Genomic DNA, 21,587 nt, shown 5'->3' with positions numbered 1-21,587 from the left:
TTAAAAGGACATAAAAATGAACTGGGGAAAGAAAATAGCATTGGCATATAGCGGATTTGTGGTCTTCATGGTAGGACTGGTTTATTTGTGTATTCAGCAAAAAGATATCTTTTTAGTCACACCAGATTACTACAAAGAGGAGCTGGCCTATCAAGAAAAAATAGATGGGATGAATAATGTAGCAGCATTAAGCACTGAGCTTGAATTCAACTACAGTGATAATGGAATAGTGGTCAAGTTTCCTGAAGAATGTCTGGAATCTACCGGGCAACTAACACTATACAGACCATCCGATGCAGGCAAAGATGTCATTTTGCCTTTCAAATTGGCCAATAATACTACATTACCGGTTTCTACCAGCAAACTTGACAGAGGTCTTTGGAAAGTAAAACTGGACTGGACACAGAACGGTAAAACATATTATACTGAACAAAAACTAACCTTATAAACCAATGATCTGGACGGCATTTATCATGGGATTGGTAGGTAGTTTGCACTGTGCTGGCATGTGCGGGCCACTTACTTTTCTCCTGCCTTCAGATAAAACTAATCAGCTAAGGTTTATTTCTGGAAGACTGCTCTATAATCTTGGCAGAATATTCACTTATGCCCTACTTGGGCTTGTTATTGGCCTTATTGGCCAGAAATCCACACTTTTTGTTTCCAGAAATGTACTTTCTATAATTCTAGGAAGCATTATTTTGGTAGCAGTACAAATTCCTACCAAATGGGTCAATGACCACAAACTCTACCAAATCACTTCACGATTTGTCAGTAAAATCAAATCAGGCTTCAAACAAAACTTCAAAACAAATTATTACTCAGGCCAATTGGTCTTTGGCGTATTAAACGGACTGTTACCATGTGGTTTAGTATACGCAGCCTTGGCTGGGGCATTTATCCAATTAGATATACTCAAAGGTGCCACATACATGGCTGCCTTTGGTGCGGGCACATTACCAATGATGCTCAGTATAGCCTTAGGAAGCGGTTGGTTGAAAAAATATTTCTCAGGATCGGTCAAAAAGATTATTCCTATCACCTACGCCTTTCTGGCCATTTGGTTAATCTACCGTGGGGTAAATACCTCAGGCCCCACACTTCATGGAGCTGGTGCCACAGCTATAGAGGAATGTGTGACAGAGTAACCTATTTTATCAAGAGTGTCTTACGTATAGTCACTTTCTTGACCGCTTAATAATAAATTATTGATTTTCAGAATTTTAGGACAATTTTTAGTACTTTAAGAGTACAACAGGAAAACCCTATTATTATGAAAAACAATCTACTACCCTTGGTAATAGCTTGTCTGTTATTACCAATCTACACTTACTCACAATCCGTAGAAATCTTACCTGGAGGCTTAGTCGAAAATAGCGATAGTACTCAGGTAATAATTGGTACAGACACCCTCCTACCCTTAAATGTTCAACTTTATAATTATAGAGAAGGAGCTGATACCATTATCTGGGGAAAGAAAAACCAAAGTTTTGAGGTCAATTGGTCCATGCTGACCTCACCCACAAGAGATTTGTATGAATTCAATGTGAAGGACAATACCAATCCTTCACAATTTGAGATCAGCATGCCCAATGGACGTGTGAGTATTACGGACAAAGGAAACCTACTTCTGGGCAATGAGGCCTCTTTACAAAACACCGAAGTTTTGCTGGACGCCCAATCAAAAGATGGCGGGGGAATGATTACCGCCTCCGGTATTGGTATCAGCACGGCTATTAGAAGCACGCATTACCAGCAAGATTTATCCTATAATGAAGTTCAAGGACTTTATGCTCATGCAGATAGTGGTAAGTTTGTCAATACCAGCGTATTTGCTGAAAGTGGAACCAGTGCCCTTGTAGCAAATTTAGGGGTCATGGGGCGAGTTTATGCTCCACCTGTCCCTACTTCTAAGTCAATAGCAATCAACGGAATAGATATCGTAGACGCACCCAATACGTATGCCGGAGAATTTCTGGGGAAGGTCAATGTGATAGGTAATGTGAGCATTAACGGTACATTGTCTAAAAGCAGTGGTACATTTAAAATTGACCATCCGCAGGACCCTTATAATAAGTACTTATACCATAGTTTTGTAGAGAGTCCAGATATGATGAACATCTATAATGGTAACATCACCACGGGTATAGACAGTCTTGCTCTGGTCTTGCTTCCATCTTATTTCGAAAGTTTAAATATGGATTTCAGGTACCAATTGACAGTCATTGGTCAGTTTGCACAAGCCATTATTTTCGAAACCATTTCAGGAAATTCATTCACCATTAAAACGGATAAACCTAATGTACAGGTAAGCTGGATGGTTACAGGCATCAGAAAGGATGCTTACGCCAATGACCATAGAGTAGTGCCTGAACAAGTCAAACCAATTAATGAAATTGGAACAAGGCTATATAATCCAGGAGGAGGCAGTGAAGGTTTTGCGATAGATGGCAAAGATAAATCCAGCTCTAATTTGACATATCCTCGATAAAACCTACTTTACGCTAGTGCAGATGAGATTTCTAAATTGTCTCATCATAGATTGACAAGAATTAAAAAAGGAATGCAAAACAAGACGAATTATATAGGCGTTGGGCTCGCCCTAGGTGTTGGTATCGGTGTTGCTATCGGCACCTCTATGGGAAATGTAGCCATGGGACTTTCCCTTGGTATAGCTTTAGGACTGGGGTACGGTGCCTTTATGAACAAAAGAAACAGCGAAAAATAATTCATCGGTCAATTTCAGTGGTTCACTCTTATTTTTCGATCGTTCAGCAGATACAGCTATCACCTTAAACCGTAATATTCTATCTTCATGACATCATTAAACGTTAAATCATTAAGTCATGAACAAGAATTACAGTTTTGTAGGAGCAGGTACACTAATCGGAATGGGTGTTGGCTTTTTTCTCTCCAGCTATTCACCTTATGCTTTTTTAGCTTGTATGTTTACCGGTATTGGTTTGGGGATGCTCGCTGGTAATATCTGGGGAGCTAAAGACGAAGACGACTTTTAACTATTTCATAATAATACTCCGGGACCAATGGAGGCGAAGTACTCCATGGTCTGGGTGTAAATTTCTTATATCCTGAAACCTGAGTTCAAGACCTTAATAGGTACAATCAGGGAAGGTTTAGTGCTAGGTCTAATTCTAGCCTCAATCATTGACTCCAGATATTAGTTCACACCGGAAAACCTTGGGTTTACGATACTATTGTTCACAGAACCAAAAGTATAATTGAGTCCAAATGAGGTGAAATAAGCAAAAGATGTTGGCAATTGCTGACCTCCAAGCAGAATCTCCTCACTGCTGCTCTCCGTCTTTGCCAGAGATATCTGATTCTTTATTTGAGAACCCGAACCATAGAATCGTAAAGAAACACCTTGGAATACACGCCAGTTGAGTTCTAACTCAAGGCTAAGTCTGTACTTTTCAGGATCATCGATATATTGATACCCATTCAGCTCTGCTGAAAAATTACCCCATGGCTGAGTATAGCCTAAAATACTGGTAATCTGATGATAAGGCTTGGCTTCTTTCAGTCTGTCGTAGATCGTAGTTTCTATATAATCCAACCTTCTGTAACCCGCCTGATAGATCCAGCGAAACTGTTTTTTGTTGAAATCCTGAATTGGGAAGATGGAGTATTCTATGGCAGGAGCCAAACTATTTGAAAATTGGATATTGGAGTACACACTATGAAAACCTTTCATCAAGCCACCAACACTCCAGTTTTTAGCAAAAGATGTTACATATAATGTAGTAAAGCCATAGCTGTTAACTTTGGCCACCTCTGTATCACCATCCAGCGTTACGGAGTTGGTATTCTGATTGAGATAAGTATAAAAACTGTATTTGGATTTTTCCGTGGTTCGCCCTCCGCGAACGTTAGTATTAAACCTTACCTCACTTCTATTACTTTCACCTGAAAATCTTCCTGATCCCCCAAGACCAAATATCCAGTTATTCCACGGGTCTTTCTCTTCAGTTTCCTCAGAAGCTTCGCCCTCTGCCGGTTTTCTCGGGAAAGTCACTTTTACATCTTGAACTATATCCGTAGCACCAACATAGTGCATGAGTCCCTGGCTCATTTTGGTCAATAATATCCTCCTTGCCAATGCCTCTGTATCAGACTGCTTGGTTTCAAACTCCAGTAAATAGTCATCTCCTTTATAATCACCTTGCCCTATAAAGTTCATCTGGTAATTTCTACCTCCTCCGGCATTACCCTGATCGGTAATCAAAATCTGAATATCGGCCAGCATTTGATCACGACTGAAAGTAAAATAGTCTAATTCAGTTCTTAGGTAGGTGCTATAACACCTGGCCTGCTGACAATTGATAAAGAGTTTTGGTCTTTCTTTTTGTGCAGATGCTGTAAACTGTAAAAAGAGGAATACGGAAAGCAGTACCGTACGTAATTGATTCATAGATGACTGAAGTGTATACTTTGACATACAAAAGTACCATCACCAGCCAGTCATTGAAAATGAAGTAGATGAACAGCGAATTTTGAACTATAAGGATAGGGATTAAGTCAAAAACTATCTATTGCCGAATGGCATCATCCCCAAATTAGCTTTGCTACGTAAATCAAAATAAAACAAGAAGCCCCCAAAATACCTGTGGCTACGGTATGCAATCGGTAGCCTTGTGAAATACTCATTCCTGTCATTTGAGTAACCAACCAAAAGAAACTATCACTCACATGAGATACCACTGCAGAACCAGATCCAATGGCCAGAACTACCAATGCTCTTGACACCTCAGAATCAAGCCCCAATTGCGGTAACATAGGTGATAAAATAGAGGCCGTGGTGATCATGGCCACGGTAGATGACCCTTGGGCAGTTTTTAAAGCAGCAGAAATGAGAAAAGGTAAGAGAATACCGATCGGGTAATCGGCCAAAGCCGAACCAATAACATCGCCCAGGCCTGCGTTTTGAAGCACCTTGCCAAATACCCCTCCGGCTCCTGTGATCATCACTATGGATGCCGAATCAAGCAAGGCTTTACCTAGCCAACCATCGGTAGCCACCATTTTCTTTTCCAGCCTCTTGGGTAAAAGAAAGGCCAACAGAAGACCTAAGATGAGAGCAATGACCGGAGTACCCAAAAAGTCTATAATTTCTTTGACACCACCTTCACTCACAAACTGTGAGAAGTCATTGACAGACTTGAGGACGATTAGTAAAAGAGGTATGATCACCGGCAGCACAGATTTCATAAACGAAGGAGCAGCAGCCAGTTTCTTCTCAAAATCTGAGTCCCCCTCTCCCAAAGTGGGTTCTATCCAGGTTTTAGAGGCATACTTTTTAGCAAATATCAAAGGCGGTATCAATGCCAAAAGGCTGATAACAGCCCCAAAAACAATCACCAAACCTAGATTAGCTTCAATAATACTGGCCGTGGCAATTGGTCCCGGAGTTGGGGGTACCATGGTATGCGTTGCCAATAAACCAGTGGCCAAGCAGACCGTGGTAACCGTTAACGAAAGTCCGGCTTTTTTGGTTAAGGCATTATTCAGGGAGTTTAGGATGACAAAACCACTATCACCAAAAACCGGTATAGAAATAAGCCAACCAGTTAGTGACATGGCCTCCGGAACTCTCTTTTTACCAATGAGTTTGAGCATACCATTGGCAAGTCTCACCGCCCCTCCTGTATGCTCCAGAAAAGCACCGATCATTACACCAATGATAATGACCAGGCCAATACTTCCCAATGTTTTACCAAAACCTTCATTGATACTCTGAATGAGCATCTGGGGCTCAATACCCGCCGCCAGCCCAAAAAGGATGGCTACAAAAATTAAAGCTAAAAAAGGATGTAAATGTAGTTTGGTGGTGCTGATGACTACCAAAACCACTGCCAAAAGCAGTAAAATTATAAGCATTTTATAACGAAAGGGTTGAGTTCGTGAAGTAAACGAATAGCCCTTTTAAATCCTACTTTCGTAGCTTATAATACCATAACTTCTACACGCCTGTTGAGTTTTCTGGTGCGTTCAGAGCCATTACTGGCACGTGGTCTGGCACTGCCAAAACCTCTGGTACTGAGTCTCTCCTCTCCTATTCCTTTCTTGATAAGAAAACTCTTTACAGATTCTGCCCTTTCTCTTGATAAGTAGATATTCTTTTCAGGATCGCCTTGGTTATCTGTATGCCCTTGAATTTCAATCTTTACCTCTGGATTCTCCTCTAGTTTAGAAGCTAAAGATTCTAACTGCGGAATGGATTCAGGCTTAAGCTCAGAACCGCCCCTCACAAAAAACAATTGGTTTAAGACCGTTGATTTCCCTGAATTAAAGTCAAAGGCCGTATCGTGGTTTCCGCTACTGAAATTCTCAAAAACGGTCTTTCCTTCTTCTTTATCGATGAAATAATCATGAATACGAAGCAAAGCTACAGCCCCGGAAGTAGTAGCCTGACCTTCCTGCACAAAAAACAATATCTGATTCCCTTTCTCAATGGCCAGGTTATCTTGGGCATCTACAGTCTCTAAAACGGCTTCTCCATCATTATAAACGATCACTTTTTTAGATGCGGCATCTCGGGTAATTACCAGGTGAACAAACTCCCCTTGCTTGGAGTCCAGATCACTTCCCAGAAGCTGACCATAAATCAGCAAATCTCCGTTATCAAAACGGAAATACATCTCCACGGCATATGAGCCCTGAATAAAATCAGGCATCAGTTTATTATTGAACATCAATCCTGAATTTGAAGGAAAAACATAGACTGTTCGGGGATCACGGCCTAACTTGGGCACCACCTCAAGCTCAAAATCTCCTTCAGCTCCTACTACCTCCAGAGGGATATAGTTTCTGGTATGCTCTGCCAAGCCCTCATCAAAGTAATAATGGGCCGTTTTTTGAGCCTTTGCGTTAAAAATGATGGTCAATAAAAGACCTAGAATGAAAGCACATTTCTTATTTTCCATAGTGTTTAGCGATTACTGATTCTGCAAGTTTATGTTGTGGGCAAAATTTGTCTCTTGATGCTCGTCCTTCCTGTTTTTTTGGAAACCATTTCCAGAAAAACCCTCCTGCAAACCACTGCTGAGACCATACTTCTTCATACAAGACTTCATAAGCTCTGGCCTGCAGTTCTTCATTATCTGGTAAAGAATAGTCGGTCTCCCATGGCTTTTCAGTGGAGAAGTCGCAGCTGCGATAGCCATACTCTGTGAACAAAACGGGCTTTTGCAGTTCTGCACTAAATTTTGTCAGTTCTTTTAAATGCTTTTTCCATCCTCTCTGAAGGGACTTTTTATCAGGATTCTCCCCATTTGCCAGTGGAAAATAGGCGTCTACGCCTATATAATCCAGTTGATTCCAAAAGGGTACTTCGTCATAGACGTCCCAGTTTTCTGCATAGGTGAGTTGACCACGATACACCTTTTTAATGGCCTTGATCAATGCCGGAAAAAAATCTGGCCTTTCTCTAACCATGGTTTCCATTTCTGTGCCGATGCAAAACAACTCCACGTTAAAAGATTGAGCTATTCTGGCATATTGCAGCATGTACTCGGCATAGGTTCTTTCAAAAGCATTCCATTCTTCTTCGGTTTCCAGAGCAAAATCACCGGTAAAGGTTCCTCGTCTGATCCAGATATGAGGTTTCATCATAATGCTGAGGCCTTCTTTTCTGGCCAGCCCCAGGCTTGTTTTTATGCCTTCCGGAGTTTCGCCCCACCATTGATGCGAGTTCTCTGCTCCTTCTCTTACAAATCGTAATTCTGTGTTTTCTTCTCCTACAAAACCGTATGGCATGAAGGCGACCCATTCGGCATTTACTCGCTTCACTGCCTTGAATTGATCTTGGGTCATGGTATCTCTGGTGGCCACAAAAGAAAGACCATTGACCTTTTCGCCATTGTAAGTAAAAGGCTCTTTTTGCTCTCTGTTCAAAAAAAATACAGCAACCAAAATCAGCAGTATTCCTGAAGTAAGTAGCTTTGTTTTCATAGAATGGTTTTATTGAACTCTATTTGTAGGTTTCCTGACCTCTAGCACTTAGGCCTTTTTTGAAAGACAATTTATAAAGATTAATGCAAGAAGAAAATCTCCGCTCCTCACACAAATATAAAAGATGGCTTCAGAAACTGGAGAAGAACGGTCTTGAGGTACATGGCGTTGAAGAAATTCATAGCAGAAGAAACCATAATGGTGAAGTACTCTTCTCCACTCTAATGCTGGATGCAACCACGCCCGAGGGTAATAAAATACCTCCCATCTGTTTTTTGAAAGGTGATGTGGTGTGTATGCTCATTTGTTTGATTCAGCAAGACACAAAAGAGAAACATCTTTTACTGGTTCGTCAAAGAAGAATTGCCTCCGGAGAATTAAGCTATGAACACCCGGCTGGTATGGTAGATGGCACTCGAAGCCCTGCTTCCATGGCTATTCAGGAAATTGAGGAAGAAACGGGTATCAGTATCGATTCAGATCAGCTGATAGATCTCTCAAAAGGCAAGGTATTTTACCCCAGCACAGGCACCAGTGATGAAGGCATGTATTTTTTCGCCTGTGAAATTGAGATGACAAAAGAGCAAATCAAAGCTTTTGAGAATCAGGAACACGGTACGCAGGAAGAGCATGAGTTCATCACCACCCACGTTTTTCCTTTTGCAGAGGCACACCGACTCATCAATAATACCAACGGACTACTGCTTAACTACTTATATTTAAAGGAAGTAGGAGATTTTGAGCTGATGGCTCAATTAACCATTTGATTGAAAGTGATTCTGCGGAGTAAATCGTTACTCTTTGACAAACTTAAACGATTGGGAATACTCCTCTGTCACCATTTTCAGTATATAAACACCTGGATTAAAATCGGATAAAGAAGAGTTTAAATCTCTTTTGAGTTGTTTCCAAACCCCTTGATTTCTATCCAATAATCTCCCATGATTATCAAAAATCATATAGTCTACCTCGGTTTCATCCAGTAAATCCTTTCCTCTGATATTGATTTGATTATTCACCGGATTGGGACTCAAACTGAGGACCACAGGTGGCTCTTCATCTTCACAAACCGGTGTAATGATATGCGAATAACTACTACTAAGTCCCTCATTATCAATCACACTAAGTTTTACTTCGTAGAAATACACCTGATCATCACAGGGAATAGGTGCCAGGTTTATAGCTGCAGTTTCTGTTCTATATGAAGTAATGAGATGAGTATGCTCATCATGATGCAAAATCACTGACCATTCGTAGAATAAAACCTCGTCAGGAATATGATTTTCTACTGTGGCAGAGACAGTAGTCTCAAAACCCGATTCATTGCTGAATGTTGAGATACCATCAATATTCAAGGATTTGATTTCGGGCGGATAATTATTCACAAATACTCTGAATCTCTTTACGGTAGACTTTCCTTCCTGATCTGTGATAGTGACTTTTGGGTAGAACGTTTGTTGCTTATCGCTGTAATAGATAAACGTTTCAAAGTTGTTATTACTCGTAAGCGTATTGCCAAAATCCCACTCAAAAGTCAACGGACCTCCTTCAGGATCAGAAGATGATCTGGCGTCCAGATAAACTGTCAATGGAGAATCCCCAAAAGTTGGTCCTACCGATGCGTTGGTTTCAGGAGGAAAATTCGGGTTCTCCTCGTTATATAAGTGCCTTATTTCATTAGTGGAAGGGTAAAACAAATTCACGTAATAGAGACTACCATCTGTTGGATCTTCGGCTATACAGGTAGGATGTACCCCATCTACCAACAGTTCCACTTCGTAGGGTAAACCTCTGAAATCAAATTTGAAATTTCTGATCCAGCCCTGATAATCCGCCGCGATATAGGTGTCTTTATAACCCGGAAAGTGATCTGTGGTAAGCCAAAGGCCTCCTATTGCCGAGTTACCTGTGAAATTTTCTCCTTTAAATTCCGGCGAACCCACACCATAAGCCTCACCTTCAATAAAGGCCTGAGCCCGGTCTCCCCTCCACTCTAAAATCGGTGGAAGTGGATTTTCAGGTTTATAAGCAGGGTCATCAAACCACTCTGTATCGTAGCTGATGCCCTCCCAATACGGCCAGCCAAAATTCTGGCCACCCTCAGTAATCACATTAATTTCTTCTCTACTGGCCCAGCCTACATCACCTACATAGATTTCGCCTGGGCTTCCGTCTTCTACATTCGTGGAGCCGGTTCCTGGCTTTACACTGAACCTGAAAGGGTTTCGTAGTCCGTATGCCCAGATTCTAGAAGCAGCAGATGCTGGATTGCCTTCTTCATAAAAAGGGTTTGAGCTATATCCTTCTCCAGTTTCTGGATTGATGCGAAGCAATTTCCCGTTCAATGAGTTGAGATGCTGAGACCTATAAGGTCCAATATTCTGATCTTCCGTAATGATTCCTTCCTCTAAAGGGAGCGTCACCAACTCATAATAAAAAGGGTCGCCATTCTGAAAAGGTGGATTTTTGGCAATAGCCACATCACCGGCAGTGACCAGAAGACTAGTATCTGCCCCAAATACCAGAGAACCCACTCCATGGTTATCCATGAGAATCGGGATACCATTATCATGACGGTCCCCCAGAATGATTTTTCGTGAACCTGCTACTACTTTGCCAGAGTCCAGAGTGTATCTTGTAATTCTTCCGATCGTCGCTGAAAACTGATCATTCAGTCCTGGATCATAAAAGGAAGAATCTTTGAAATACAAATAGTTACGGTCTACCGTGTACAGAAGGTACATATAGCCATTATGCTCAAAATCAGGATGTAAGGCCAAACCGTTTAGACCATGATCCAGATAATCATAGACCTCCTGATTGAGGTCAAGTAATAGACTTTTTTCTCCATTAGTTTTATTTACCGCGAAAACCTGACCGGGTTTGGTCCAGACATAAAGCTGACCTGTTTTATCAAAAGTCAGGCCTGTGGGGGTATTCCAGTCATCTGATAGCAATTCATCGACGAAGCCGGGTGGTTGGGCGAAAACGGGATTAACAAATATCAGGAAGCCAATCAGAAAACTGATGGAAAGTTGTATTTTAGTCATATAGAGCTCTTTCATTCGCAAGGTCTGTTCTCAAAGTTCAGGTTAATTCTTTCAATCTTAAAACTTTTGGCCTTCAATGATTTAAAAAAGAAAAACACCCTATTGAAAACAGACGTCTTCTTCATTTACGCAACACCATGAAGGCGGTTTACCCTATAACTATGAAAAACCTATTGCTCCTTTTCACTTTCATTTCAGGATATCATTTTGCCATGAGTCAGAACTATGATGTCATGCGTGACATCGTAGAACAAAACCCCGAGTATAAGATTGAAGAGTATTTTGAGATCAAAAATAACGAAGATGGTAAGCCTGAACTCGTGAAGGTAGAAAAGTCAATTCTAAATGGTTCTCAAAAGATCACTCGCATTTATTATCAAGGCACTCCCTACTATCTGGATCAGCAATGGGTAAAAGCGACCGTCAAATTACCTAATCAAATCCCTCTGGATGGCTATCTAAGCTATAATCAGGTGTTTCACAGAACCTATTTTAAGCTCAATAATACTTTTGGAGCCGGCACTTTAGTTCAGCCTGAATACTTCACCGTAGACAGCACTACCTTTTTGGCCTACCCAGACATTGATATCCTCACTTATGGATTTTTTGCCCCAACAGAATTTGAAAAACAAGGCTATAAACTCATAGAACGGCTTGATAAATTTCAGGACAATGACGTCTCAAATCAGCTGCAAGGCTACGTGGTAGACAAGAAGAAATATGTAGCCAGCTTTATACCCAAACCTGTGTATTTTCTTATCAAAGGCAATAAAGCTCTAAAAGTGGAAAAGAACGGCTATTTCATCAAACACTTTAGCACAGATAAAAAGGCAGTCAAACAATTCTTAAAACAAGAGAATATAGACTTTCATCACAAGGAAGATGTGATCAAATACCTCAACTTTTTGATGTAGCCCTTTAAGAAAGTAAGCCTTTCAAAATCTGTACAGAAGCTTCTAACTCCTCCAAACTAGACGAAGCAAAACCCATACGCGTAGCATTTATTTTTTGACCAGAACTATCGAATTGTTCACCGTCTTGCAGGTACAAATCCTGCTGATGAGCCTTTGCGGAAAGCTTTTTGATATCTATTTGATCATCAAATAAAGCCCAGACAGAAAGTCCACCGGCTGGCTTCTCAAAATTGATGTAATCACCTAACTCTGAATGCAGTAAATCAGAGAAATGATCTCTACGCTGTTCGTAGATTTTACGATTCTTTTTCAAATATCGCTGCACCAGACCCAGCCGTAATAGCTCTGCCAAAGCAAGCTCTAAAATGGTATCTCCTTGCCGGTCTATCAGTCGTCTTATTTTGGCTAAAAGATCTATCTGATCTTCATGAGCCACCAAATACCCAACCCTGAAAACAGGAGAAATAGCTTTGGTAAATGAGCCTGTATAAAACACAAAATCGCCATGCTCGGTAGAAGCCAGCGGCATCAGTGGATGACTGGCATAGTGAAAATCATAATCGTAATCGTCTTCAAAAATATAGAAGCCATATTTTCGGGCAAGCTGAATGAGTTTCAGTCTTCTGGAAGCAGGCATAATCACCGTGGTGGGGTATTGATGATGCGGGGTCACATACACTGCTTTTATTTGATGCTGCTCACAGAGGATTTCCAGATGATCTGTATCAAGTCCGAATTCATCCACCTTCACTTTGATCAAGTCAGCTTGATGATGCTTAAAATTGACATTGGCAGACTCCCAATTCAGCTCCGGCACCGCCACCATATCTGCCGCCGAAATAAAACCTTGAATAAATAAGTAGAGGGCCTGAGTCACCCCACGGGTTATCAAAATCTGCTCTTTTTTGACCTTCAGTCCACGACTTTGCCATAGGTAATCTACCAAAACCTCTCGCAGTGCTCCGTTCCCGAGGGTTTCACCGTAAGCAAATTTTAAAAATTGATTGCCCTGAGTAAGGGCCGTTTTATAAGCCCTGTTTAATTCGGCCACGGGAGCTAAGCGAGGATCTGGCAATCCATCATCAAGCCTGTACTTTTCAGTAGTGAGTCTCAGGTTTCTTTTTAAAGAAGACGGGGCTATGATCTTGGGAGCCACCAAACCTTTGACCTCTCCCTTCATACTTTTGGGGGCACTATCTATTTGCTGCTGCACATAGGTTCCTTTGCCGGGGACGGTCTCCAGCCAGCCGGCGATCAATAACTCGTCAATAGCCGCCACTACCGTTTTGCGATGCAGCTCCAGCATTTCTGCCAATTTCCGTGTACCGGGTATCTGACTACCTGCTTTCAAAACACCCTGCTCTATCAGCAGTTTGATCTGATCTGCCAATTGCCTGAACACAGGCTTTTCAGCTTCTTTATTGATTTCAATTAAATCCTGAAACATACCGGACTACTTATTTTGTAAATATTGGACTACCAAGACCATCCGGCAAACTTCTACTTTTGAACTACCAAATCAAAATCAAATGGAAAGAAAAACAGAAAGAACTACACCAAGCCGCTACGCCAACCAGAGAGCATCATATACCAATGAAGACATCTACGCTATTCTGGATGAAGCTCTGTTTTGTACCGTCAGTTATGCCGAGGGCGACCAACCCTACAGCATTCCGCAGTCTTTTGTAAGAGTGGGTAATGCCATCTACCTCCACGCCTCCGTAGGCTCTCATTTTATCAGAATGTTGGCTGACGGAAGACCCGTGTGTATCTCGGTGATGCTGGCTGATGATTTGGTGATAGCCAAAACGGCCTTTCATCACTCTGTGAATTATAGATCTGTAGTTGTTTTTGCCAAGGGCAAATTGATAGAAGATCGTGATCAGAAATATGACATTTTTAAAGCTCTGACCAATAAGATAGTACCCAATAGCTGGGATTACCTCAAGCCCATGAGTAAAAAAGAGGCCGACAAGACACTGGCGGTAGAGTTTTCACTGGATGAGGCCTCTGCTAAAGTTCGTCAAGGCCCACCGAGTCATGAAAAAGATGAAATGGACTTACCGATCTGGACAGGCCTCATCCCTATCAAACCATTGCGACAGCAGCCGGTTCCTGATGAACATGGAGCTAAAATTCCCTTACCAGATCATTTGAAGTATTAAATTTGGAGAAAGAAGCTCCCGAAGTTTATGAAAGAACACCAGTATAAAGTGCTCACCACCTGGACCGGCAATACCGGCTCTGGTACTTCAGATTATAAAAGTTATGAGAGGTCACATGATATCAGCATAGGCGTTAAACCCGTGATTAAAAGCAGCTCTGACCCTGCCTTTAGAGGTGACCCTTCAAGACATAATCCTGAGGAGCTATTTCTAGCCTCACTCTCCTCTTGTCATATGCTGTGGTATCTGCACTTTTGCTCGGTCAATCAGATCATTGTTATCGCTTATACCGATGCCGCTGAAGGACTGATGACGGAAGAAAGCAACGGAAGCGGAAAATTTAGTGAGGTAACACTGAAACCTAAAGTGGTATTAGCCAAAGACTCTGAGCCTCAACTGGCTCTGGCCAAAAGCTTGCATGAAAAGGCCAATGATTTTTGTTTTATAGCCAAGTCCTGTAACTTTCCGGTAAAGCATGAAGTAGAAATCATAATCGGATAGACATGGATGTAGCATTAGCTTTCAAATTAGTCAATATAATAGCTCTGCTGAGCTGGATCATCCTGATTGCCTTTGCTCATAAACCCAAGGTCTATCAATGGCTCTTTGGAATCGTCATTGCCGGCCTGGCTGCCACCTACGCTGCAATGGTTTTTACCACTTTTGATCTGGAAACCATGCAAAATTTCAATTCACTTGAAGCACTCGCCAGCTTAAATGCAGCACCCGAAAACGTTCTTATTGGCTGGATTCACTACCTGGCATTTGACCTCTTAGCAGGCTTATATATTACCAAAAATGGCCTTAAGAATGGCATAAGCAGGCTTTTACTTTTCCCATGTCAGCTTTTCACCTTTATGCTGGGTCCATTTGGAGTTCTGCTTTTCATGATCGTAAGAGCATTCAAAACCAAAAAGTGGTGTCATGAATTTTAGCCATTCATAATTCCCGCAAGCCACTCAAAATCTGCGGCTGCTGTTTATCTATTTTGCTAACAGAATACTCAGGTATGGTGTAAATTAGAGTTATAAACAATTAGAAAACTATGCTTGTTACCACTACAGAAACCATCCCAAATCAGGAAATTGATCAGATTTTAGGCATTGCCAGAGGCAGCACCGTAAGAGCCCGTAATATCGGTAGAGATATTTTTGCGGGGCTTAAGAATATTGTCGGTGGCGAAATAGAAGAATATACTCAACTGCAGGCTCATGCCAGAGAACAGGCTCTACAGCGAATGATCAATGACGGCAAAAGAATCGGAGCAGATGCCATTGTCAATATCAGATTTACCACTTCTATGGTGATGCAGGGGTGCTCAGAAATATTAGCCGTAGGTACGGCTGTTAAGTTGAAATAAAATGGAGAAGCTTCCATGGATCATTTTAAATATAGAAGGTGCAGTGTTTTTTATCCTATTTCTGATTCTACTCTACCTTATCATCAAACGCATCAATAATCGCAATAAGGAAGATTTTGAGAAAAGGGATAATTGAGTGCTGTTTTTATTTCCTCGAATCTACTCAACTTTTAAAGATTTCTTCGGCTGAACCATTTTGAGAAATATTGTCAGAAAGGCCAAAAGACAAATTCGTATATTAGCCTACGTTAGTTTAGCTCGTACGATTAAGATTTCATCATCAGAAAACTCCATATAGCCGAAATCATAGCAATAATGCATGGTTTTACCACGTATTTATTGGAGGCGGGAACTGAATTAAGATATATACAAACCTTATTCGGTCATAATAGCAGTAAGACAACTTAGATTTACAAGCATATGGCAACACATCAATTTGCTTCAATAAAAAATCTATTGGATTGAGAACAATGTTAATCTATCTTGCTCATGGATTGCAGATTAACGACATTCCTTTTTCCGACGGAAAAGAGACATTCGTTAATTCGCACGTTGTGGTTAATGTAAAAAAACCGAGAAACTAAATGAATAAAACAATATTTGAGATTACTAAAATGGACTGTCCTTCGGAGGAAAATCTAATCCGGATGAAATTGGACGGAAACTCGAGTATTGTGAATTTGGCCTTTGACATTCCCAACCGAAAATTGACCGTTTTTCATAGCGGAGAAATTGACCAAATCGAAAAGTCAGTTATAGAACTGAATTTAGGCGGAAAAAAAATCTCAACAGAACAAACCGACCAAACTGAATTTAAAGAAAACAAAAATCAGAGAAAACTACTTTGGTCTGTACTTGCCATAAATTTTGCTTTCTTCCTAATAGAAATGACTACAGGAATTATCTCAAAATCAATGGGGCTTATTGCCGACAGTTTAGATATGCTTGCGGATAGTTTTGTGTACGGAATTAGTTTGTTTGCAGTTGGAGGAACTTTAATTAAGAAAAAGCGAATTGCTAAACTTGCTGGATATTTTCAAATAGCACTTGCGATTATTGGATTTATGGAAGTTTTAAGAAGATTTTTCGGAGCCGAGAATCTTCCCGATTTTTCTACAATGATTATCGTTTCGGTTTTTGCACTTATCGCAAACGGAATTTGTCTTTATATTTTGCAAAAGTCAAAGAGCAAAGAAGAGGCACATATGAAAGCAAGTATGATTTTCACTTCAAACGATGTGATTATAAATTTAGGAGTAATAACAGCTGGACTTTTGGTAAACTGGTTGAGTTCAAGCAAACCTGATTTGATTATCGGAACAATAGTTTTTGTTTTGGTAATTCAAGGTGCTTTTAGAATTTTAAAATTGAGTAAATAAATAAAAAAACACTAACCACAACAATGGCTATAAGTAATTGCTTGTTCTCGCCTACTTCTGAAAATCCTTGCGGATTTTCAGTTTGGTGTGTACTTGCAAAGTTAAATGCTAAACCACGCAACTAATCATAGCCGGAACCGTTGGCATTCATTAAATAAAACAGATGAAAAGTAGAAATAAAGATTTATTGGTAGGAGGTGTTTTTTTAATCCTGACAATCAACTTCATTGTGATTTCAATGACAAACAAACCATTCTTTGATTGGGTTTTTGAACGACACCATAATCAATGGAGTTGGTATTTACGACCTTTGTTTTTGCTTCCATTTTGCTATTTCGCTTACAGAAAAAGTTTTACAGGAATGATGATTTCCATTTTTGCGTTGTTCACAAGTATGTTTTGGTTTCCAAAGCCCGAGATTGTGAGTGAGAGTGTAATTGATTTTTTAGAATTTGAGAAAGAATATCTGTACGGTGAATGGAACCTGAGCAAACAACTACTGACCTTAACAATCCCTATTTCATTTATAGCATTAGGATTAGCTTTTTGGAAACGAAGTGTAATAATGGGCATAGCGGTAGTTGTTCTTATGGCAACAGGTAAAATGGTGTGGAGTATTCAAAATGCAGGTGAGTCAGGAAAATCAATATTGATACCTGCAATTCTTGGCTTATTGATTTGTTGCGTTTTGATTTTCTACGGATTTAAAAGGGCAGAAAAAAAATAACGAAATGCCAACACTGTATATAGCAAATAGGGCGTTCAATGGTTTACGAAAGTTCAGTAGTTATTTGAAACACCGCCAAATCGTTGATTTGGTTTTTAAGAATGAATAAATTAAAAACAAAATACAACGTTTTGGCTGAGAGCAAACTTGAAAGTTCATTGCTTTCTACTGCCCTACTTGCCATATACTAACCGTTAGCTGCAAGCTGAAAAATAGTCGTGAAAGAAAAATAATGAACGATAAAAAGAAAATAATCGGAATCTGTGGAAGTGCCAGTCGAAACTCGGGAAATTTAGCGATTCTAAAATTCATATCCGAATCTGAAAAATCCGAATTCGATTTTGAAATAATAGATGACTTAACCGATTTTCCACATTTTAGAACTGAGCTTACTGACGAAAATGTGCCTGAAAAAATTGCTGATTTTAGAATTAAAATATTAAAAGCGGACGGAATCATAATCTGTACACCTGAATATGTTTTCAGCATTCCGAGTGGGCTAAAGAATATTCTTGAATGGTGTGTTTCAACAACTGTGTTTTCTGACAAACCAGTCGGACTCATAACAGCATCTGCAAGTGGAGAAAAAGGACATACAGAATTAAAACTGATTATGAAAACTATTCAAACCTGTTTTACCGATGACACAACTCTTTTGATTCAAGGGGTAAAAGGAAAAATCTCAAAAGATGGAGAAATAAAAGATGAAAACACAAAAATCGAGTTACAAAAATTAGTAGAATCGTTTAAGGAACTGACCAAAAAGCTAGCAGCTAACACTGCATATAGCAAATAGGGCTTTTAGTGATTTACGAAAGGTCAGTGCGATTTACAAATACCGCCAAATCGTTGATTTGGCTTTTAAAATGAATAAGTTAAAAACAAAATACAACGCTTTGGCTCAATGCAAACTCGAAAGTCTATCGCTTTCTACTGCCCTACTTGCCATATGCTAACCGTTATCTGCAAGCATAAAATAAGAATGGAATGAATATCAAGTCATTTAATGAAAATATAGAGTATAGTGATAATCGGGTTGTCACTAAAATCATTTTGGAAACTTCATTTTCAAAGGAAATTAGAGTTCTTTTGAAAAATGGACAAACAATGAAAGAGCATAAAGCTCCGTATCCTATTATAGTTCATATTCTAGAAGGTGAAATAGGCTTTGGAATAGGAGATGAAATAAAATTGCTTCAAACGGGAGATATTATCACGCTGGAAAGTAATGTTTATCACGATTTGACAGCTAAAAAAAACAGCATTGTTCGTTTAACATTATCCAAATTAGATGATGTATCTAGAGTAAAGCAAGTCGCTGATAATTCTTAATGTAATGGATACAATAAATAATCGTGAAGACATTAGTAAATTAGTACATACGTTCTACTCAAAAATTCGGAAGAACGAATCATTAGGTCCAATTTTCAATAGCCATATTCCGGAAGAAGAATGGCCAGTACACCTTGAAAAACTGACTGATTTTTGGGAAACCAATTTATTTGGTATAGCAAAGTTTAAAGGGAGCCCGTCAATGAAACACATAAACGTTGACAAAAATTTGAACCATTCTATAACTCAAACCCACTTTGGAACTTGGCTACAACTTTGGTTTGAAACTATCGACCAACTCTTTGAAGGAGAACTAGCCTTAAAAGCAAAACAATCAGCTCGTAAAATGTCCACAGGACAATTTTTAACTATATGGAATAATAGACCTGAAAATAAAAAGCCAGCAGATAACAATGTATATAAAAAATAGGCGAAATAGCAATAAAATCAAGGCTTTTGACTCGTATCAAACTTTGTGCTTAACCGAAAGATTCAGGCTTCGAAATCGCCTACTTTTCATATACTAACCGTTGGCAACAAGCTAAAAAAAACGTGCTGAAACTAATACTGTAAAATGACAAAAATTATTTCAAGTCCAAATTGTGGAAACTCACCGAAAATGGAGTTTCTAAAAGAATTCAACATTGCATTTGCAAAAGGAAACGTGGAATTTATTATCGAAAGTGTGACTGATGAAATTGTTTGGGAAATAATTGGCGACAAAAAAATTGAGGGAAAAGAAAAATTTAGAAAGGAATTAGAAAAAATGAAATCCGAAAAGGCGGCCGAATTGACAATTGACCAAATCTTATCCCACGGAAAAGAAGGAGCAACAAATGGAATTATGAAAATGCAGAATGGAAAAAAATATGCGTTCTCGGACTTCTACAAATTTAAAGGAGCAAAAGGTGTGAAAATAAAACTTATAACATCATACGTGATTACAATATAAACTCAAATCATTACAAAATGTCATTTCCAGCATATCTTGATAATATTCAAGCAAAAACAGGAAAATCACCCTCTGATTTTAAAGAGCTAGCCCAAAAAAAGGATTTACTGAAAACGGTAAGATTAAAGACGGAGTAAAAGCAACTCAAATAACAGATTGGTTAAAACAAGAATTTGAACTCGGACACGGTCACGCAATGGCAATTTATGCTTTACCAAAAGGAAAAAAATCATAATAAAAAAAGCCAGTTGCCATCAATGGCTATAAGAAATTGCTTGTTCTAGTCTACTTCTTAATTCCGAAAGCCTTTGGGATGCGGAATTTCCAACTTGGTGCGTACTTGAAAAGTTAAGTCCTAATCCACGCAACTACTCATAGCCGAGACCGTTAGGGTTAATTTGAAAAAACAACTCGTCCTCGAAAAAAAACAGTTCAGAATTAAAAAATTCTGTAATTAAATAAAGAGATTTAGATTTGAGAAATCAAAATATTTAGATTAAGTGAAAAAGACTTTTAAAGCATTAAAAAAGATAATCTTATATACTTTCTCAATCCTATTATTCCTTTCAATTACAGGTTATGTTTACCTCTATGTACTTCCAAAAGGACCTAAAATTACTGCAACCCAAAAAATCAATAACGGAATAGATTTTTTTGTTATATATGCTCATAAAGAAAGTGAGAGAAAATCGATTAAAGTATGGACTTACAAACCAGAAAACTGGAATGACAAAGACAAAATAGTTTTTGTAATGCACGGCGGAGGAAGAAACGCGGATGACTATCTAAATGCCTGGGTAGAATTAGCTGACATGAACAACCTACTAATAGTCGCACCTGAATTCGAGAATAAATTTTCAAAATATACAACAAACGATTACCAAGAAGGAAATTTGTTTTCCTTTTTTGGAACTAAAAACCCAAAAAGCGAATGGGCATACACGGTAGTTGAAAACATATTCGACCACATCAAGTCTGTAAACGGTATTACGAATAGTCATTATGATATTTTCGGTCATTCTGCTGGCGGACAATTTGTTCATAGAATGATAATGATTATGCCTGAATCAAGAATAAGAACAGCTATTTCCGCAAACTCAGGATTTTACACCTTTCCAGACGAAAATCTGGAATTCCCGTATGGAATAAGTAATACTGATGTCAATCTAAACCCAGATTTAAAAAAAGCATACGAAAAAAAATTGGTCTTACTATTGGGCGAACTTGATAACGACCCAAGTTTAGGAACTTTCAGAACAACGGAATTGGCAATGGTACAAGGAAAGCACAGACTTGAACGCGGAACCAATTTTTTCAATGCTAACAAGAAAACAAGTGGACAAAATGAATGGGCATTCAACTGGACAATAGACACGGTTAAAAATGTAGGTCACAATTATAGGAAGATGTCTGAAAATTCAATTGAGTGGATAAAAAACTAACCCTAATCGAGTAGGTGGTTGACAGCCAAGTGACTGCCAATACACCTCTCCCACCACCGTACGTACGGCACTAGGCGTGCCCGTCTGTAGACGGCGGTTCACTGAATCTCCGGCTGGAGCGATAGGTAGTAGTCCACCATACTTTGATATCCTCTTTTCTTTAACCGTTCTACCCTGATAGTAGTCTTTATAATAGGACTTTGAGCAGCCGGGCACGCCCAGTGCACCCACCAATTCTGGTACTACCGGGCGGCGTACCGCTCCATCGGTATGCTTGAACATGATTTACGCCAAG

Annotated in this window: 28 protein-coding genes; 21 read left to right on the top strand and 7 right to left on the bottom strand. The window is 39.6% G+C overall.

Annotation, left to right across the window (positions count from 1 at the left end; translation table 11 throughout):
• Positions 1–16: 16 nt before the first annotated feature.
• The 5 genes from ACUXV0_RS00630 (at position 17) to ACUXV0_RS00610 (ending at position 3,017) form a co-directional block, all read left to right on the top strand.
• Positions 17–448: a FixH family protein gene (locus tag ACUXV0_RS00630; RefSeq protein ID WP_446191118.1), complete on the top strand. Its 432-nt coding sequence runs from the start codon at positions 17–19 to the stop codon at positions 446–448.
• A gap of 4 nt (positions 449–452) precedes the next feature.
• Positions 453–1,148 (top strand): sulfite exporter TauE/SafE family protein, encoded by a 696-nt coding sequence (locus tag ACUXV0_RS00625; RefSeq protein WP_446191117.1) that lies wholly within the window; start codon positions 453–455, stop codon positions 1,146–1,148.
• Positions 1,149–1,273: 125 nt separating this feature from the next.
• A complete protein-coding gene (locus ACUXV0_RS00620) occupies positions 1,274–2,491 on the top strand; it encodes a hypothetical protein (RefSeq protein WP_446191116.1) in 1,218 nt (405 codons plus the stop codon).
• A 72-nt stretch (positions 2,492–2,563) separates the two neighbouring features.
• Positions 2,564–2,728 carry a hypothetical protein gene (locus ACUXV0_RS00615; RefSeq protein WP_446191115.1) on the top strand — a complete coding sequence of 55 codons (165 nt, stop codon included), beginning with the start codon at positions 2,564–2,566 and terminating at the stop codon, positions 2,726–2,728.
• A gap of 118 nt (positions 2,729–2,846) precedes the next feature.
• Entirely contained in the window at positions 2,847–3,017 is a 171-nt protein-coding gene (locus ACUXV0_RS00610; RefSeq protein ID WP_446191114.1) for a hypothetical protein, read from the top strand.
• 161 nt (positions 3,018–3,178) lie between these two features.
• Here the strand turns inward: ACUXV0_RS00610 and ACUXV0_RS00605 are convergent, their stop codons facing one another.
• The 4 genes from ACUXV0_RS00605 to ACUXV0_RS00590 all read right to left on the bottom strand — a co-directional run bounded on the left by ACUXV0_RS00605 (position 3,179) and on the right by ACUXV0_RS00590 (position 7,971).
• The gene (locus ACUXV0_RS00605) at positions 3,179–4,432 is read right to left on the bottom strand and encodes a hypothetical protein (protein ID WP_446191113.1); all 1,254 of its coding nucleotides are present in this window, start codon (positions 4,430–4,432) and stop codon (positions 3,179–3,181) included.
• 134 nt (positions 4,433–4,566) lie between these two features.
• Positions 4,567–5,898, bottom strand: a complete 1,332-nt coding sequence (locus tag ACUXV0_RS00600) for a GntP family permease (RefSeq protein WP_446191112.1) — start codon at positions 5,896–5,898, stop codon at positions 4,567–4,569.
• Positions 5,899–5,963: 65 nt separating this feature from the next.
• Positions 5,964–6,944 (bottom strand): OmpA family protein, encoded by a 981-nt coding sequence (locus tag ACUXV0_RS00595; protein WP_446191111.1) that lies wholly within the window; start codon positions 6,942–6,944, stop codon positions 5,964–5,966.
• Positions 6,934–7,971 carry a glycoside hydrolase family 113 gene (locus ACUXV0_RS00590; protein WP_446191110.1) on the bottom strand — a complete coding sequence of 346 codons (1,038 nt, stop codon included), beginning with the start codon at positions 7,969–7,971 and terminating at the stop codon, positions 6,934–6,936. The genes ACUXV0_RS00595 and ACUXV0_RS00590 overlap by 11 nt, the downstream gene beginning before the upstream one ends.
• Before the next feature lie 83 nt (positions 7,972–8,054).
• Here ACUXV0_RS00590 and ACUXV0_RS00585 point away from each other — a divergent pair, with 83 nt between their 5' ends.
• Positions 8,055–8,738, top strand: coding sequence for an NUDIX hydrolase (locus ACUXV0_RS00585; RefSeq protein WP_446191109.1), 684 nt, complete (start codon positions 8,055–8,057; stop codon positions 8,736–8,738).
• Positions 8,739–8,765: 27 nt separating this feature from the next.
• Here the strand turns inward: ACUXV0_RS00585 and ACUXV0_RS00580 are convergent, their stop codons facing one another.
• Positions 8,766–11,036, bottom strand: a complete 2,271-nt coding sequence (locus ACUXV0_RS00580) for a PQQ-dependent sugar dehydrogenase (protein ID WP_446191108.1) — start codon at positions 11,034–11,036, stop codon at positions 8,766–8,768.
• Positions 11,037–11,182: 146 nt separating this feature from the next.
• Here ACUXV0_RS00580 and ACUXV0_RS00575 point away from each other — a divergent pair, with 146 nt between their 5' ends.
• Positions 11,183–11,935 carry a hypothetical protein gene (locus ACUXV0_RS00575; protein WP_446191107.1) on the top strand — a complete coding sequence of 251 codons (753 nt, stop codon included), beginning with the start codon at positions 11,183–11,185 and terminating at the stop codon, positions 11,933–11,935.
• Positions 11,936–11,939: 4 nt separating this feature from the next.
• Here ACUXV0_RS00575 and ACUXV0_RS00570 read toward each other — a convergent pair whose 3' ends face one another.
• Positions 11,940–13,382, bottom strand: a complete 1,443-nt coding sequence (locus ACUXV0_RS00570) for an aminotransferase-like domain-containing protein (RefSeq protein WP_446191106.1) — start codon at positions 13,380–13,382, stop codon at positions 11,940–11,942.
• Between the two features lie 82 nt (positions 13,383–13,464).
• Between ACUXV0_RS00570 and ACUXV0_RS00565 the strand changes: the two genes are divergently transcribed.
• The 14 genes from ACUXV0_RS00565 to ACUXV0_RS00500 all read left to right on the top strand — a co-directional run bounded on the left by ACUXV0_RS00565 (position 13,465) and on the right by ACUXV0_RS00500 (position 21,292).
• On the top strand, positions 13,465–14,100 hold the full coding sequence (locus ACUXV0_RS00565; RefSeq protein WP_446191105.1) for a pyridoxamine 5'-phosphate oxidase family protein: 636 nt from the start codon (positions 13,465–13,467) through the stop codon (positions 14,098–14,100).
• Positions 14,101–14,127: 27 nt separating this feature from the next.
• Positions 14,128–14,601: an OsmC family protein gene (locus tag ACUXV0_RS00560; protein WP_446191104.1), complete on the top strand. Its 474-nt coding sequence runs from the start codon at positions 14,128–14,130 to the stop codon at positions 14,599–14,601.
• A 2-nt stretch (positions 14,602–14,603) separates the two neighbouring features.
• A complete protein-coding gene (locus ACUXV0_RS00555; protein WP_446191103.1) occupies positions 14,604–15,035 on the top strand; it encodes an ABA4-like family protein in 432 nt (143 codons plus the stop codon).
• Between the two features lie 110 nt (positions 15,036–15,145).
• Complete coding sequence (locus ACUXV0_RS00550; protein WP_446191102.1) at positions 15,146–15,460, top strand: YbjQ family protein; 315 nt, start codon at positions 15,146–15,148, stop codon at positions 15,458–15,460.
• A gap of 1 nt (position 15,461) precedes the next feature.
• Positions 15,462–15,596 carry a hypothetical protein gene (locus tag ACUXV0_RS00545; RefSeq protein ID WP_446191101.1) on the top strand — a complete coding sequence of 45 codons (135 nt, stop codon included), beginning with the start codon at positions 15,462–15,464 and terminating at the stop codon, positions 15,594–15,596.
• Positions 15,597–16,044: 448 nt separating this feature from the next.
• Positions 16,045–16,839: a cation transporter gene (locus ACUXV0_RS00540; protein WP_446191100.1), complete on the top strand. Its 795-nt coding sequence runs from the start codon at positions 16,045–16,047 to the stop codon at positions 16,837–16,839.
• 163 nt (positions 16,840–17,002) lie between these two features.
• Entirely contained in the window at positions 17,003–17,566 is a 564-nt protein-coding gene (locus tag ACUXV0_RS00535) for a hypothetical protein (protein WP_446191099.1), read from the top strand.
• 232 nt (positions 17,567–17,798) lie between these two features.
• Positions 17,799–18,362: an NADPH-dependent FMN reductase gene (locus tag ACUXV0_RS00530; protein ID WP_446191098.1), complete on the top strand. Its 564-nt coding sequence runs from the start codon at positions 17,799–17,801 to the stop codon at positions 18,360–18,362.
• A 191-nt stretch (positions 18,363–18,553) separates the two neighbouring features.
• Positions 18,554–18,898, top strand: coding sequence for a cupin domain-containing protein (locus ACUXV0_RS00525; protein WP_446191097.1), 345 nt, complete (start codon positions 18,554–18,556; stop codon positions 18,896–18,898).
• A gap of 4 nt (positions 18,899–18,902) precedes the next feature.
• Positions 18,903–19,328: a group III truncated hemoglobin gene (locus tag ACUXV0_RS00520; protein ID WP_446191096.1), complete on the top strand. Its 426-nt coding sequence runs from the start codon at positions 18,903–18,905 to the stop codon at positions 19,326–19,328.
• Between the two features lie 144 nt (positions 19,329–19,472).
• A complete protein-coding gene (locus ACUXV0_RS00515; RefSeq protein ID WP_446191095.1) occupies positions 19,473–19,850 on the top strand; it encodes a nuclear transport factor 2 family protein in 378 nt (125 codons plus the stop codon).
• A gap of 17 nt (positions 19,851–19,867) precedes the next feature.
• Entirely contained in the window at positions 19,868–19,987 is a 120-nt protein-coding gene (locus ACUXV0_RS00510) for a DUF4287 domain-containing protein (protein ID WP_446191094.1), read from the top strand.
• Positions 19,972–20,085, top strand: coding sequence for a DUF4287 domain-containing protein (locus ACUXV0_RS00505; RefSeq protein WP_446192827.1), 114 nt, complete (start codon positions 19,972–19,974; stop codon positions 20,083–20,085). The genes ACUXV0_RS00510 and ACUXV0_RS00505 overlap by 16 nt, the downstream gene beginning before the upstream one ends.
• A 265-nt stretch (positions 20,086–20,350) precedes the next feature.
• Entirely contained in the window at positions 20,351–21,292 is a 942-nt protein-coding gene (locus tag ACUXV0_RS00500) for a hypothetical protein (protein ID WP_446191093.1), read from the top strand.
• Here the strand turns inward: ACUXV0_RS00500 and ACUXV0_RS00495 are convergent.
• The gene (locus ACUXV0_RS00495; protein ID WP_446191092.1) at positions 21,269–21,574 is read right to left on the bottom strand and encodes a hypothetical protein; all 306 of its coding nucleotides are present in this window, start codon (positions 21,572–21,574) and stop codon (positions 21,269–21,271) included. The two genes, ACUXV0_RS00500 and ACUXV0_RS00495, sit on opposite strands and share 24 nt — an antisense overlap.
• Positions 21,575–21,587 lie beyond the last annotated feature (13 nt).

The organism is Jiulongibacter sp. NS-SX5 (genome assembly GCF_052828545.1).
This window is presented reverse-complemented; position numbering and strand designations above follow the sequence as displayed.

Bases quoted from the DNA above. Each gene is read 5' to 3' on its own strand.
- ACUXV0_RS00630 (WP_446191118.1), top strand. From the start codon at position 17: ATGAACTGGGGAAAGAAAATAGCATTGGCATATAGCGGATTTGTGGTC.
- ACUXV0_RS00625 (WP_446191117.1), top strand. From the start codon at position 453: ATGATCTGGACGGCATTTATCATGGGATTGGTAGGTAGTTTGCACTGT.
- ACUXV0_RS00620 (WP_446191116.1), top strand. From the start codon at position 1,274: ATGAAAAACAATCTACTACCCTTGGTAATAGCTTGTCTGTTATTACCA.
- ACUXV0_RS00615 (WP_446191115.1), top strand. From the start codon at position 2,564: ATGCAAAACAAGACGAATTATATAGGCGTTGGGCTCGCCCTAGGTGTT.
- ACUXV0_RS00610 (WP_446191114.1), top strand. From the start codon at position 2,847: ATGAACAAGAATTACAGTTTTGTAGGAGCAGGTACACTAATCGGAATG.
- ACUXV0_RS00605 (WP_446191113.1), bottom strand. From the start codon at position 4,432: ATGAATCAATTACGTACGGTACTGCTTTCCGTATTCCTCTTTTTACAG.
- ACUXV0_RS00600 (WP_446191112.1), bottom strand. From the start codon at position 5,898: ATGCTTATAATTTTACTGCTTTTGGCAGTGGTTTTGGTAGTCATCAGC.
- ACUXV0_RS00595 (WP_446191111.1), bottom strand. From the start codon at position 6,944: ATGGAAAATAAGAAATGTGCTTTCATTCTAGGTCTTTTATTGACCATC.
- ACUXV0_RS00590 (WP_446191110.1), bottom strand. From the start codon at position 7,971: ATGAAAACAAAGCTACTTACTTCAGGAATACTGCTGATTTTGGTTGCT.
- ACUXV0_RS00585 (WP_446191109.1), top strand. From the start codon at position 8,055: ATGCAAGAAGAAAATCTCCGCTCCTCACACAAATATAAAAGATGGCTT.
- ACUXV0_RS00580 (WP_446191108.1), bottom strand. From the start codon at position 11,036: ATGAAAGAGCTCTATATGACTAAAATACAACTTTCCATCAGTTTTCTG.
- ACUXV0_RS00575 (WP_446191107.1), top strand. From the start codon at position 11,183: ATGAAAAACCTATTGCTCCTTTTCACTTTCATTTCAGGATATCATTTT.
- ACUXV0_RS00570 (WP_446191106.1), bottom strand. From the start codon at position 13,382: ATGTTTCAGGATTTAATTGAAATCAATAAAGAAGCTGAAAAGCCTGTG.
- ACUXV0_RS00565 (WP_446191105.1), top strand. From the start codon at position 13,465: ATGGAAAGAAAAACAGAAAGAACTACACCAAGCCGCTACGCCAACCAG.
- ACUXV0_RS00560 (WP_446191104.1), top strand. From the start codon at position 14,128: ATGAAAGAACACCAGTATAAAGTGCTCACCACCTGGACCGGCAATACC.
- ACUXV0_RS00555 (WP_446191103.1), top strand. From the start codon at position 14,604: ATGGATGTAGCATTAGCTTTCAAATTAGTCAATATAATAGCTCTGCTG.
- ACUXV0_RS00550 (WP_446191102.1), top strand. From the start codon at position 15,146: ATGCTTGTTACCACTACAGAAACCATCCCAAATCAGGAAATTGATCAG.
- ACUXV0_RS00545 (WP_446191101.1), top strand. From the start codon at position 15,462: ATGGAGAAGCTTCCATGGATCATTTTAAATATAGAAGGTGCAGTGTTT.
- ACUXV0_RS00540 (WP_446191100.1), top strand. From the start codon at position 16,045: ATGAATAAAACAATATTTGAGATTACTAAAATGGACTGTCCTTCGGAG.
- ACUXV0_RS00535 (WP_446191099.1), top strand. From the start codon at position 17,003: ATGAAAAGTAGAAATAAAGATTTATTGGTAGGAGGTGTTTTTTTAATC.
- ACUXV0_RS00530 (WP_446191098.1), top strand. From the start codon at position 17,799: ATGAACGATAAAAAGAAAATAATCGGAATCTGTGGAAGTGCCAGTCGA.
- ACUXV0_RS00525 (WP_446191097.1), top strand. From the start codon at position 18,554: ATGAATATCAAGTCATTTAATGAAAATATAGAGTATAGTGATAATCGG.
- ACUXV0_RS00520 (WP_446191096.1), top strand. From the start codon at position 18,903: ATGGATACAATAAATAATCGTGAAGACATTAGTAAATTAGTACATACG.
- ACUXV0_RS00515 (WP_446191095.1), top strand. From the start codon at position 19,473: ATGACAAAAATTATTTCAAGTCCAAATTGTGGAAACTCACCGAAAATG.
- ACUXV0_RS00510 (WP_446191094.1), top strand. From the start codon at position 19,868: ATGTCATTTCCAGCATATCTTGATAATATTCAAGCAAAAACAGGAAAA.
- ACUXV0_RS00495 (WP_446191092.1), bottom strand. From the start codon at position 21,574: ATGTTCAAGCATACCGATGGAGCGGTACGCCGCCCGGTAGTACCAGAA.